The sequence below is a fragment of the Janthinobacterium algoris genome (assembly GCF_051380935.1).
In the GTDB taxonomy this organism is placed as follows: domain Bacteria; phylum Pseudomonadota; class Gammaproteobacteria; order Burkholderiales; family Burkholderiaceae_D; genus Janthinobacterium.
Genome location: NZ_JBNYXZ010000006.1, coordinates 1 through 12,423 on the forward strand (window position 1 = coordinate 1; position 12,423 = coordinate 12,423).

The window sequence follows — 12,423 nt, forward strand, 5'->3', positions numbered from 1 at the left end:
GACCAGCTTTACTGCTTCTTCTCGAAGCTCTGGCGTGTATGTTGTTGAGCGTTTCATATGTTCTCCAGTTGGTGAAGTTTGCCAAACAAGAGTGTCCGAAAAAGTCAGGGTACCTCAAGGTATTTTCATTATTCTCTTCAGCCATCATGCGCTTCCTAAAAATTATGGTTGAACCGTCTTTAATGCCTTCTACAATTACATTAATTTTTTAACAGAATCACATGACTATTCGCTAAGCCACTCTCATCTTTTCCTCAAGTTGCATGCTTGAAACCGGTTCACCAATTCGACATTCCTGATCTACATCAGATATCCATCTTCAATAAATGATGGAGAGGCGCGGCGTACCGGTTGACCATTCATCGATCAACAGGTAGGCGATCGATTCCTGTCGCTCATCGAAAATATGGTTTACAAGCACAAGCGCCCGGCCGGTTGAGTTGACGGATGGATGAGATTTACATCAATATATAAAGCATCCGGAATATCTATATAGAGCAGCGCGCTCACGCTTAAAGATAATATACACCCATCGGCAAAGCGGGCTTTCCTGACTTTCTTGATTTTCTCGTACTTTTAAAAAGATCAATTTTTTCCGGCTCAGTGATCACTAGCGCCTTGCCTACTCTATTCATTTCTTTTGCGAAATTCATAAAATCCTTCCAACTTAATCCAACAGTTACAAACAAAATAATTGGATTAATAAAAGCAGAGCAAATCAAAACAAACCACATTGGAAAACCAGTAAAAAATCCCAATAAAATTTCGAAAATACATAATCCAATAAAAGAATATCCACAGCATTTTAAAAGATGATATTTTTTTGCAAGTGTTCCACGTTCACAATGTGGCTGCATCCATATTTTTTCTTCCTTTACATCAACGACTGCGACAGCGATAAATTCATTGCCTTTTTCATATCCAACAACCTGAACCTCGTCCCCGTCTCTAAAATCAACTTCCCAAAAGCTCCCGGTAACCAACTTACCTCCCACATTCATAGTGAAGCCTGTGACAGGATCTCCGTCACTTGCGGCCGCTTGCGCACTATGAACAGCCCCTGGCTCACCCACCGCAGCCTGAACTACCGCGGTCAAGCCGGACATTTTTTTGAATGAATCGCCATTCTTCAAATAATTCACGTTCACGTTAGAAGTTTTCAAACCAACAACAATTCCACTGACTAGCTGATAAGATAATTCATGCATATTTTTCCTCATGATATTTTTTGATAAGCATCTCCAAGTTCCTCCAATAATACCTGCGGATTTTTTGTACCTTTTACCTTATCCCTCCCAAAAGGACATTTCTCACACCACTCTTTCAAGGCATTTGGTACTACTATCCATATAATTAGAGTAACAGCCAGCCCCACCATATTAAGGCGAACTGCCCAAGTCATGCTGAATAAGCGATAGTATAAAAGTCTCGTTCCTGTCCATTGTACAATTTTTTGACTACTAGTTTTTAGTAGAGGTGCTGCGTAAGATAAACTCGAAAGCAATCCGAATGTAACCGCAATAAATTGCACCACGGACTTTAAAAAGTAAAGGGCGGCAAGATTGTAATTCTCCTTATCCAAATACTTTCTTCCAGTTTCCGCCTCTTTGGCAGCCGAGTAATAACCGGCTGCTGCACTTAGAACACCACCATAAACTTTTAAATATTGAAATGTCACCGACACCTTGTCACCGACTAAATGTTTTGCTGCATTGGCGCCGATATCAAGAATGGCAGCAGTCGTCGAGCATATGGCAGCACACAATTCACCCAAGGTTTTTTTATCATCCTTGAATTCCCAAGCAATCTTTACCAAATTAATAATTTCAAGTGTCGCGACAAGCAACGATAAACGATTTTCTTTCAGTGCCGTAGGGCCTTTGCTAGTATCTCCCTTTACCTCCATCCATTTCTTTTCCAGTGCTGCATATTTGTCGCTTTTTAAATCATTCCCCGATCCGATGAAGCTTTTCGCTGTCGACAAGCGACGTATAATATCGGCTCTGGCTAAACCTTCCTGCCTTGCCTGAATTTCTATTGCGCTGATGATGCGACCAGGTTCAACTCCGGCACGCGCCATCATCAAACCTCGAACCGCATATTCAGCTGTGGAATCTGCCCCTCTCTTCAAAAAAGGCCTGAACAGCAAATCTCCAACTGTCATGAACAAGCGATCAAGATCAACCACCTTTATGATTTTAATACCCTCGGTAGCGTCTGCAGCCTTCAGCAAGGTATTTTGCATGGTATTGACCTTCTTGTAGATATCGCAGGCCTTTCTGATATGCACTGCCAAAAAATCCATACTGGCCTTACCGACCTCGCTGAAACTCGTTCCTGCTTCTGCCAGCGCAGTATTAAATTGCTCACCAAGTACTTTCTGATTCAAAGACAGGGCACGCCAAAGAAGATTTGACTCATGCGCCTTCATCTCTTTGACCCATTCGGTAATTTTATTCTGTCCTTGAATACTCGAATTCATGCCGTTTATTGCACTACCTATCTTATCCTCAAAGGCAACACCATCTTCGATACTCTCCACATTAAATTCGCTCAAGTAATTAATCAATGATTTTGATTCCAACCACATGATCAGATCATGTGTTCTTTCGTCGATAATATTTTTTGCTTCATCCAGCATAGCATCATATTTTATCCGGAAGTCCTGATAAGCTCCAGGCTCCAGCATCTCCTCATACTTCGCCCAAGACAGTTCTTTTTCTTTGGCGATCATCGCTGGAGAATTTTCTCTTCGCCTCGCAATAAAGCTGTCCGCATCGGCTTTTACCTTGGCCATCTTGATACTGCGCGACGGCTCCGAATAGGCATTTGCATCATTAAGGCGTGCACTAAAACCCATGGTAACCGGCACCTTCTCCCGAGCCCACTGGTCCAACAAATCACATACTTCGGTTTCACGACTTCTTTGCGGTTCCGCCAGTTTTAATGCCCGATCACGGCGTTCCTTTGTTGAGCTTATTTGAGGAGCGTTATTTCGCGTGTCCTCCTGATGCTGCTCTTCGTTCGCCACCGCCGTATTTTCCAGAGTTTTTCTGACGCCTTCGATGCCTTGCAATGCAGTCAGTTCCAGTTCTCGTTCTTCACTGTATTTTTTTATCCAACCTGCAGGTTCATTCCGGAAGCCGTTGAGCTCATGGGTAATGCCAAATGCATCCCATAGGGCGATAATGACAGGAGCATTGCCCTTGGAATTTTTTGCTTCACCTACTGTTTTCATCAATCCAGCCAGTTTTTCGCTTTCACCTTTTCTCAGGTGCAAAGCATGGCAAGTGCTTTCCATTTTCAGTTTTGAAGCGTTGTAACTACCATCTACCTTGCTTATTTCACCGAGCGGCAGCCCGTTGATACTTATTGAATTGAAATTTTCTTTATACTCAATCACCTTTTCAATATTTTTCTTGGTAGCGGGAAGGCCGTGTCGGTAACCTCCAGCCGTCACCCATATCGAAGGTAAAAAAGTTTGCATACGTTTGTCGCGCAATTTTTCGTCGCTGGCAAACAAAGTGAAAGTTTCTTTACTCCATGCATGGTCTGAAAATGCCAGCCAGACTTTGCCACATTTTTCGGGTTTTTCGATTGATATGATTGAAGCAGGTATATTATGCCCGTCGCGCGAACAGGCCGGTTCAACGCTAATTGGCCTGAGACCGCTGTTAAAATATTGTTTCCATAAGGTCCCTGCCTCAGAGACGCTATACACTTCCCATTTGATTTGACTTCCACGCGCATGTTTTTCATAAAAAAGATAGACAAAACCTTTACGCAAGGTGCGCAATGCATACTTGTGATGCTTGAGTTTCACGTCCGTGACTTTATTTCCTAGCGGATCGGGTAGTGTTGCATCAACATCCTTTGGCACAACGGCATATCGAACAGGCAGAATAGCCAGTCCAGACTTATTGCAGTTTTCGCATTCTGGGTTTTTTGGATTAGTACAAGCCATAAATTTTCCTGAGGGTCTTTATCTTATTTTTTAGAAAAATAATCTTGTAATTGATCAGCAGGGCATCCCGTCACCTCTTCGAGTGCACCGCCATAAAATTCGCCGGCGCCGGTCATGCTCCACACTGCCTGTAGACGCTGATCATCATGGAAGCCACTGCCAAGTTGCAAAACATGCAAAGCAAATAATTCACGGTCTTTTCTATCCAAGATGCCATAGTCCGTAGCGCGTGCCAATGCTGAAAAAACCGCCTGTTCCCATTGCATCGGCCCAGATTTCCCCCACGTTAGCCAAGCGGCATGGAGTGTGGAATAATCATTCACTTGGGCCCACTGTGCTGAACTCAAGATCAGCCGCTGCTCAGGCGCTGCATGGGGCGAAAGCGCACGGGTGTTATCCAGACCATGTCGCATCAGGTTTTGCTGCCGATCAAATGCGGTCACACTACTTACTGGCCCCAGCATCTGGCGCTGCTGTTCGACACTCATCGTCGGCCATAACCATTCGCGGACACCTGGGTCATGGAATCTGAGCAATTTTTCCAAGCCTTGAACTGCATGAATATAGCAATGGCTGGCCCAATGGCGCGCTATCTTTTCCGACGCTTCTTCACTGGTGATCCATCCGGCGATGGCTTGACCGTTACCAGCCCACAGACTGTCCTTTGTCCAAGAGTTCCAGGCAAGTTCGACACTCATTTTGAATAGTTCAGCGCCGGCATATTCATCCAGCGCCAGTTCGATCAGATATGGCGCGAACTGCTGATCGAAACGGGGATGTGCAATGGGCACGACTATTTTTCGTTGCTGCACGATCGCATGCGAAGAAAACGGATCTCCTTGTGCAGGATTTACCCATAACAAACATCGGTCATTTGCCGTTTCATGAAATTGTTTATGGAGCAGTTGAAGTGGTGCTTCCCATGCTTGGCTGACAATGACCTCGACCGTCGATTCCATACAAATTCCCCGAGCTACAATGTTTGTGATCCGGCCTGAGTGGCGCTGGCATTCTTACTTGCTTGTTCGCACCCCTTGAGGTCACCCACCGGCAATTGCTTTACCGCGCTACTGCTGGCCGGCCCCGTGAGTTCCTTCATGCCGGCATTGAATTCCATCTTGCCGGGTCCATGAATCTCGATATTGCCGCCTTCGAGCTTGATATAGGCGCCCTGCACCGTCATCAGCACATGCTGCTTGCCGCTGATGTTGACGCTTTTGCTGACGCTGGCCACGGTCACGGCCTTGTCTGCGGTTAATTTTGTTTCATCGGACTGGCTCTGGCTGCTGACCTTGCCGCTGGCGGCGTGCAGGCGGATGCCGGTTTCCTGGTTGGGTTTGTCGGCCTTGCTGGCCTTGCCATAAGTAAACAGGCTGATGCCGGAACTGATCGCATGAAAATGGTTGCCTTGCGCGCCGAAATTAATGTCCTGCCCTGCCGCGATGCTGCTGGTATTGCCGGCGGCGAAAAGTGCGTTGAGCGGCGTGGTGGCGGCGATGCCGGCCGGACTGGACAATTGCAGCTGCGGCGCGCCATAGGCCGTCGCCTGGCTGTCGGCTGTGCCTGCCGTACCCTTGAGCATTTCTATGCTGTGCGCCAATTGTTTCAGTGCCGGCAGCGTCTCGGGTGCCGCTTCGGCCTGGCCTTGCCCACCACCCAACACAGCCTTGTGCTTTTGCGCCGTCTCGGCAAGCGAAGTCAGCAGGGCCAGGCTCTGTTCGATCTGGGCCGTGGCTTCCTTGGTATCCATCTGCGTGCCGCTGGCGTTGGTACGCGCGTCGGTCGACAACAGCAGCCCCTGCCCTGCGCGCAGCGCGGCGCTGTGCTCGGTTTTCAGTTCGGCGCCGAAGCCGGCCGCAGCCAAGCGCTGGTTGTCCGTCTGATGGCGCAAGTGTCCCAGGTTCAGCTCGGCAGTGCCCTGGTGCGCGCCGGCATGGCGCTGCAGGGCCACGCGAGGCTGGCCCGGGCTGTCGTCGAACACCAGCTGGCTGTACGCCGCGCCGCCCTGCTGGCTGGCCTGCATGGCCTGGCTCTTGATGCCGGACAGTGCGGCCGGATGCGCATGCGCGCCCGCTTCGCCGGGAAACCAGGCAGGTGCATTGCCTGTGGCCGGCCCGGCACCATGGGCCACGCGGTTATTCTGAGCATCGACCGTGCCTTGGCCGTTATAGACGGTGCCGATCACGAGCGGCCGGTCAATATTGCCCTCCAGAAAATCGATCAATACTTCCTGGCCGATGCGCGGCAAGGCATGGCCGCCCCAGTTGGCGCCCGCCACCGGCGCCAAGGTGGAGGCCACGCGCACCCAGGTGCCGGCACTGTCGTCACCTGGCGCGCCAGTATGCTTGCCCCCTGGCGGATGGTCGAGGCGGCTGTGGCTCATGACGCCGCGCTGCCAGTGAAATTGCACCTTGATGCGGTGGTCGCGGTCGGTGTGAATCACGGCGCCGGCCGGCCCTACCACGACGGCCGTCTGCTGGCCATGCACGGTCGGGCGCGGATGCAGCAACTGGCCATGCTGGTCCTTGCCGCTGGCGCGATAAGGAATATTGCTGCGGATGGCATCGATACGGTTGCGGTACAGGGGCCGCTCGGCAATGGCGCCCAGCAGCGCGGGCATCCGATGCAGGCTGCCGGCTTGTTCCTTGCGGATCGCCGCATCGAGCAAGCCCGTCTTGAGCGTTTGCACAATGGACGACTGCAGATCCGCGCTCAAGTTGTTGTGCATCAGGTGGACCGTGCGCACGATCAGGAAGCTGCGTTCGTCGTCGTTGCCGGCCTGGTTGAACACCGGCTGTCCCTGCAAGACAAACGTGGTGCCCGGCGACAAGGTACGCACGGTTCCGGCCGCCACGTGGACCTCCTTGCCCGCTTCGAGCGCCTGCAACTGCTTGCGCGCGATGCGCTGGCCCTGCTCACGCGAAGCGTAGGCATAGGCACCGGGCGCATCGCGGCTGAGCAGCTCCAAGCCCTGTGCCCCGCCCCCCTCTGCCGCCGCGCTGGCGACACGCTGGTCGAGCGAGCGGTAATCCCAGCTACCCATTGCGATGGCATTGGTCTGCTGGCGCAATTCGGTGCGCCAGCGGTCGATGCTGTCGACCTTCATGACGGCGCCCGGCTGCGTGAAAATGATGCTGCTCTGGGCATTCGGCTTGAACGCGCTATTATGGTCCGCGATCACCAGGCAGTGGCTGCCCAGGCTGGGGCTGCCGGGATCGCCGCTGTGTTCATAGTAATAAAACAGGCCTTCCTCATGCATCAGGCGTTGCGCATAGGCCCAGTCGCTTTCCTGGTATTGGGTGCTCAGGCTGCGCTTCGGGTATGCCGCGCGGTCGAAAATATCGAAACGCCAGGCCGGCGCCAGCTTGCCCTGCGCCTGGTAAGCGGCAAACAGCGCGTCCAGGATGTCGAATACCGTCATGTCCTGGAAGACGCGGCTGTCGCGGCCGTGGGCAAGAAACGCGCTCCAGGGTTCCAGGGTCAGCTGATAGCGCGCCATGCCGCCGTTTGCACCGACCAGCTCGACGGCAGTGATATGGCCGTGGAACGGGCGCAGCGCGTCGGCGCTGGTAACGGTCAGCAATTGCAGCAAGGCCGGCTGGCCAATCAGGGTGCGCAAGGAAATGGCGGCGTCCGTCGACAGGGCCGCGATCTGGAACACGAAGCCCGCGCTCAAGCCCTCCTCGCCGCGCACGCATTCGGCCAGCAGGCGGTCAGCGCCCAAGGGCGTGGTCAGCTGTAACAATCTGGTAGCTTGCGTGAAACTGGCGGGCAAGGACATGGACATCCGGAACTCCATCACGCGGCTTCCCGCACATAATTATTAAATAAGCACTTTTATCAAAGCCATTACACCCTAGAAATTTCGTTATAGCAAGAGTGATTCGATTGAAATCGGGATCGCAGCAATCATCGCGTACCGTTAAGACCGCGCAACTCCGGCATGGCTGGTTCGGTGGGCCGCAAATGCGTACTCTTCAACAAGGTTTCCAGGCGCGCGTAGCTGGTCTTGAGCGGCGGTGGATTCTGCTTCAGTTCCGGAGCCTGCGCTATGCTGAGGCTGCTTAGTTCGATCAGAATATAGGGCAGCACCGCCGTGCCCAGCCATCCCGCGTAAGCGGTAAATACCGTATAGGTTTCAGACGGCGCACTGTCTGGCCGGCTCACTTTCAGCGCCACGCCGCCCTGCTGCGCCGTCAGCGCGCCGATGCGGGCGCTACGGGGAACGATGCGTTCGACAATGAAGGGCTTGGCTTCCTGCTCGCCGCGGCTGCCGAACTGGCCGATGCCGCCGGTGGCGGCCCCCTGGACCAGCGGCACCTTCAAGGCGCGCGGATCGACGTTGCCGGTGCTGATCGTATACAACACGCCGGGCGCGTCAGGCCAGCGCAAGGACTGCTTGATGCTGCTGATAGCCCTGCCGTCATCGGCGATAAAGCCATGCGGGATGCACAGGCCCAGTTCTTTGGGCACCTCGGCGGTGGCGCGCGGGCGAAAACTTTTCAAGAACTGGATGAACTGTTGGCCATGCGCTGCCTCGCTATCCTTGTTGCGTATTTCTTCCATAGATTCAAACACATAGACATAATCGCCGCGCGTCAGGTGACTGCGATAGATGGAATAGCGCGTCGGGTTAATCGTTCCCGAACCTTCGCTGCTGCGGTAGCCGTCGCTGTCAGGCAGGCCGGAATCAAATGTCTGGTAGTTGCTTTGCAGCTCCTCGATCTGCGCCTGCCTGCCGCTGACCGATTTTTGCGCCAGATAGCGCGCCTGGCGGGTCTTGGCGCGAGGTATTTTTCCGGTACGTGCATATTTGATGGCAGCATTGCGCTCATCGCGCGCCTTTCGCCGCAGCCCTGGCCGCCTTGCACAGGGGCTTGTCGGTCCGGCCGGCGCAGGTTCTCTGCCGGCAGCTCTCGGCCGCCGCTGGTTTCAATTTGCTGCATTGCTGTAACTGGGCTTGCAGGCTGGACGGCGCTTTTTTGGGCGGCATGCCAACTTGGGCATGCGACACCAGCGCGGCCAGAAGAGCCACGTCGTTATCCTGTTCCGGCGTGGCGGCGGGCTTGGCCGGATCAGCAGGCTTGAGCGGTTTGGCTGGCGGTCTTTTCTGCGGCGCGTGCGCCGGCCTGCGTGCGCTCTTCTGCGGGCTTTCCAGTGCCTTGCTCAGCACATCCCTTGGGGTGGGCACGGGTGCAGGGGCTGGGACTGGGGCTGGCAGGTCGGCGTCCAGCATTTCGCTCAAGCTTTGCTGCGGCAGGGCATGCTGTTCCTCCTCGCGTATGCTGGCCGCCGTGGTGATGGGCGCGGTGGCTACAGCCGGTGTTTCCGGCGCTGGCGCCGTGCTGGTCACCACCGGTTCGGCCACCGCCGCCGTCTCGCGCTGCCCCAGCCAGGCGCCGGCGGCCAGCAACAACATGGCGCTGGCCAGCATGCCCCCCCAGACAGGCCACCGGCTGGCGCGCCTGCCTTCATGCGGCACGGGCGCAGGCCGCCTGCCGCCTTCGAGATGGTTGAGGATACGGCTGCGGTCGGCCTCGGCCTGTTGCGCGGGCGTCAATAAGCTGGGCCGTGTCGAAGGCCGTGGGCTGTCGTCATTGCTTGGCAAAATCTTAACTCCTGTCAATATTTGCAATACCTTACGACAATAAAAAAAAGCGTGACGCATGTTAGGAAATCAACAGTGCGCACCCGGCGCACAATTGAAACTAAGCTCCCGTAATTAGCAAGTTAGTAAGATATACTCAGAGGCAATATTAGCGCAAACGCTGGCACAGCAGCATTTAACTGCCCATGCATGGCGTCTTTTTTCGAATGGGGTGGGCGTGTTTCTACTGGCGGTGGCACTCTATTTTTTACTGGCATGCCTGATCAGCTGGCTGGTGCTGTTCCCATCCGGTCGAGAACTGCTGATGCGGGTGCTGGCGACGGCCGAACAAGGCATAGTGGCGCGGCTCGAGCGCCTGGCCCGGCGCAGGAACGCCGGCCTGGACACGCTGCGCCGTGGCGGCGCCAGCACGCTGCTCGGCAGCGCGGCATTCGTACGCCGCCATTACCTGCTGTTCCTGGGCGGTGCGGCGGTGATGTGTCTGCCACCGGCGATCGCCTTGCTGGCAGGCAGCAAAAGCATGTTGGGCGGTTACGAGGTCTCGACGCGCGAAGTAAATACGCAAGTGTCGGCCCTGCTGCAAGGCGAACAGCTGGTGCCGCCGGTGGACTTGCCGCCGCTGGTCTTTGCCACCGAAGAAGTGCAGCAAGTGCGGCCTATGCTGGTATCGGCCAGCCGCAACTGGACGCTGCTCAATGCCGAATATGCACAAAGGCTGCTGCTGGTGTTCAAAATCATGAAGGAAAAACATGGCTATGACATGGCCATCCTGGAAGGTTACCGCAGTCCGGAACGGCAAAACATGCTGGCCGGCATGGGCAGCAATGTCACCAATGCGGCAGCGTTCCAGAGCTGGCATCAGTATGGCCTGGCGGCCGATTGCGCCTTTTTGCGCGACGGCAAGCTGGTGATCTCGGAAAAAGATCCCTGGGCCATGCGCGGCTATCAACTGTATGGCGAAGTGGCCGAATCGGTCGGTATGACCTGGGGCGGGCGCTGGAAAATGATGGATTTCGGCCACACCGAACTGCGCGTGCCTGGTGTGATGAAGAAACAACGATGACTGGAAGGAGCACAGATGGCTGGTCCTGTAATCAGATTGGGCGATAAGACATCGCATGGCGGCAGCGTGCTGGAAGCCTCGGCAGTGACGGACAGCGGCGGCATCGGCATCGCGCGCGTGGGCGACAAGGTGTCGTGCCCGCGGCTAGGCCATGGCATTTGCCCCATCGTTAGCGGCGACGCCAGCTGGATCGTCGATGGCAAACCGGTGGCCCGCCAAGGCGATAAAACCAGTTGTGGCGCGGTGCTGATCGCCAGCCAGCAAGCCACCACGGATCAGCTATGACGTCCGGCCGCCACTGCAAGGGAGCGCGCTGATGCGCCCGTGGCTGCGGCGCAGCCTGCTGATACTGCTCGTGTTCGCTTTGTGCTGGGGCGGCGCGATCTGGTACTGGCGCACCAGCACGCGCATGCCATCGACAGGCGACCTGGCCGGCACCATGCTGGCGTTGCCGCTGGCGCTGCTCATAAGCTGGTGGTTGGGCAAGAAACTGTTGGCCAGGCTGGCCGCGCCGGCTGCGGTACCCGCGCTGACCGATGCCGCCGACGCCAGGGCGTCCGGCAATGCCCCTGCGCCGCGCGCGCCGCTGCATCTGGCGGCCGCCGCGCTGCGCATGCCGGGTGGCGCCTCGGCGCCGGAACTGGCGGCCACGCTGCAGGACAAGCGGCAGCGTCCTGAACTCGATCCGGAGCTGACCGATGCGCAAGGCTACCCGGTGATGAGCGCCCGCGTGGCGGACCTCGATGAACATGAGCAGAAGGCAGTGCTGGACGACTGGCTGCGTACCCGTCCGGCCGATACGATGCAGGACGCAGCAGCGCATTTTGATGCCGAACACTTGCGCGCATTGGCGCTGGGCGCTGAGGTATTGACCGAACTGATGCAGGAAGCGGCGATGCACACGACGCTCGACGACTACAAGGCGGCGCAACCGGGATCGCGCGCCGCCCTGCCGCTGCCGACCCTGCAACTGCATCTGCTGTTGCCACCCGATTGGGACAAGCCGCAGCGCGACACGGGCGCCGCCTGGCTGCATGCGCAAGCGCAACAGCAAGGCTGGCCTGCCGCCAAGCTCAGCGTGCACCTGGCCGGCGACAGCGGGCCGCTGGCGCTGATCGAACAGCTGGCCGCGCAGACGGCCTTGCAAGAACTGCCTTGTCTGGCCATCGTGCTGGCCTGCGCTTCGCATATCGGCGAACTGACCGTGCATGACTGGGCCGCACGCGGCCTGCTGTTCCATAACGCCCAGCCGGGCGGGCAGATTCCCGGTGAAGGCGCGGCCGGCCTGTTGCTGGCCGATGCGGCCCAGGCTGCGGCGCTGCAGGTGGACACGCCGGTACTGCTGCACCATGCCAGCATGGCCGTGCGTGGCCAGTCAGCGGACAGCCGCGGCCATGGCGATGCCACCTTGCTGGCCGAGCTGGGCGGCAAGGCGATATCGGCGGCGTCTGTCGCCCCGGCCGCGATCACGCGGCTATACGCCGATGCCGACCAGCGCTCCAGCCGCATGATCGAACTGATGAACAATGCTGGCACGCTGCTGCCCGATATCGATCTCAGCAACGACGTACTGAGCGTGGCGGCGGCCTGCGGCCAGAGCGGCCAGGTGGCCACCTTGGCGGTGCTGGTGCTGGCGCGGCACGAGGCGGCTGACAATGCCAGCCAGGTGCTATGCCTGAGCAACCTCGACGCGTTCCAGCGGGCCGCCGTGGTGGTGGGGCCGGTGGCCCTTGCCCCTGAATCCCTCGCAGCGACATGACCCTTCCATCCACCATGCCTATCAACCTC

General features: G+C 56.2%; 9 protein-coding genes. 3 read left to right on the forward strand and 6 right to left on the reverse strand.

Annotated features, from left to right (window positions below; translation table 11 throughout):
- Positions 1-512: 512 nt before the first annotated feature.
- The 6 genes from ACQ4W7_RS10605 to ACQ4W7_RS10630 form a co-directional block, all read right to left on the reverse strand.
- Positions 513-1,208 (reverse strand): putative type VI secretion system effector, encoded by a 696-nt coding sequence (locus tag ACQ4W7_RS10605; RefSeq protein ID WP_436530306.1) that lies wholly within the window; start codon positions 1,206-1,208, stop codon positions 513-515.
- 8 nt (positions 1,209-1,216) lie between these two features.
- Positions 1,217-3,964: a T6SS effector BTH_I2691 family protein gene (locus tag ACQ4W7_RS10610; RefSeq protein WP_436530308.1), complete on the reverse strand. Its 2,748-nt coding sequence runs from the start codon at positions 3,962-3,964 to the stop codon at positions 1,217-1,219.
- 23 nt (positions 3,965-3,987) lie between these two features.
- A complete protein-coding gene (locus ACQ4W7_RS10615) occupies positions 3,988-4,923 on the reverse strand; it encodes a DUF4123 domain-containing protein (RefSeq protein ID WP_436530310.1) in 936 nt (311 codons plus the stop codon).
- 14 nt (positions 4,924-4,937) lie between these two features.
- Positions 4,938-7,751 carry a type VI secretion system Vgr family protein gene (locus ACQ4W7_RS10620; protein ID WP_436530312.1) on the reverse strand — a complete coding sequence of 938 codons (2,814 nt, stop codon included), beginning with the start codon at positions 7,749-7,751 and terminating at the stop codon, positions 4,938-4,940.
- A gap of 122 nt (positions 7,752-7,873) precedes the next feature.
- The gene (locus ACQ4W7_RS10625) at positions 7,874-8,530 is read right to left on the reverse strand and encodes a T6SS immunity protein Tli4 family protein (protein ID WP_436530314.1); all 657 of its coding nucleotides are present in this window, start codon (positions 8,528-8,530) and stop codon (positions 7,874-7,876) included.
- A gap of 265 nt (positions 8,531-8,795) precedes the next feature.
- Entirely contained in the window at positions 8,796-9,572 is a 777-nt protein-coding gene (locus ACQ4W7_RS10630; protein WP_436530316.1) for a hypothetical protein, read from the reverse strand.
- Positions 9,573-9,789: 217 nt separating this feature from the next.
- On the opposite strand from ACQ4W7_RS10630, the gene ACQ4W7_RS10635 reads away from it, so the two are divergent.
- Genes ACQ4W7_RS10635 through ACQ4W7_RS10645 form a run of 3 tightly spaced genes read left to right on the forward strand, consistent with a single transcriptional unit; the run spans position 9,790 to position 12,394 of the window.
- On the forward strand, positions 9,790-10,635 hold the full coding sequence (locus ACQ4W7_RS10635) for a M15 family metallopeptidase (protein ID WP_436530318.1): 846 nt from the start codon (positions 9,790-9,792) through the stop codon (positions 10,633-10,635).
- A gap of 15 nt (positions 10,636-10,650) precedes the next feature.
- Complete coding sequence (locus ACQ4W7_RS10640; protein ID WP_436530320.1) at positions 10,651-10,920, forward strand: PAAR domain-containing protein; 270 nt, start codon at positions 10,651-10,653, stop codon at positions 10,918-10,920.
- A 31-nt stretch (positions 10,921-10,951) separates the two neighbouring features.
- A complete protein-coding gene (locus ACQ4W7_RS10645; protein WP_436530322.1) occupies positions 10,952-12,394 on the forward strand; it encodes a hypothetical protein in 1,443 nt (480 codons plus the stop codon).
- Positions 12,395-12,423: the final 29 nt, after the last annotated feature.

Bases quoted from the DNA above. Each gene is read 5' to 3' on its own strand.
- ACQ4W7_RS10605 (WP_436530306.1), bottom strand. From the start codon at position 1,208: ATGCATGAATTATCTTATCAGCTAGTCAGTGGAATTGTTGTTGGTTTG.
- ACQ4W7_RS10610 (WP_436530308.1), bottom strand. From the start codon at position 3,964: ATGGCTTGTACTAATCCAAAAAACCCAGAATGCGAAAACTGCAATAAG.
- ACQ4W7_RS10615 (WP_436530310.1), bottom strand. From the start codon at position 4,923: ATGGAATCGACGGTCGAGGTCATTGTCAGCCAAGCATGGGAAGCACCA.
- ACQ4W7_RS10620 (WP_436530312.1), bottom strand. From the start codon at position 7,751: ATGTCCATGTCCTTGCCCGCCAGTTTCACGCAAGCTACCAGATTGTTA.
- ACQ4W7_RS10625 (WP_436530314.1), bottom strand. From the start codon at position 8,530: ATGGAAGAAATACGCAACAAGGATAGCGAGGCAGCGCATGGCCAACAG.
- ACQ4W7_RS10640 (WP_436530320.1), top strand. From the start codon at position 10,651: ATGGCTGGTCCTGTAATCAGATTGGGCGATAAGACATCGCATGGCGGC.
- ACQ4W7_RS10645 (WP_436530322.1), top strand. From the start codon at position 10,952: ATGCGCCCGTGGCTGCGGCGCAGCCTGCTGATACTGCTCGTGTTCGCT.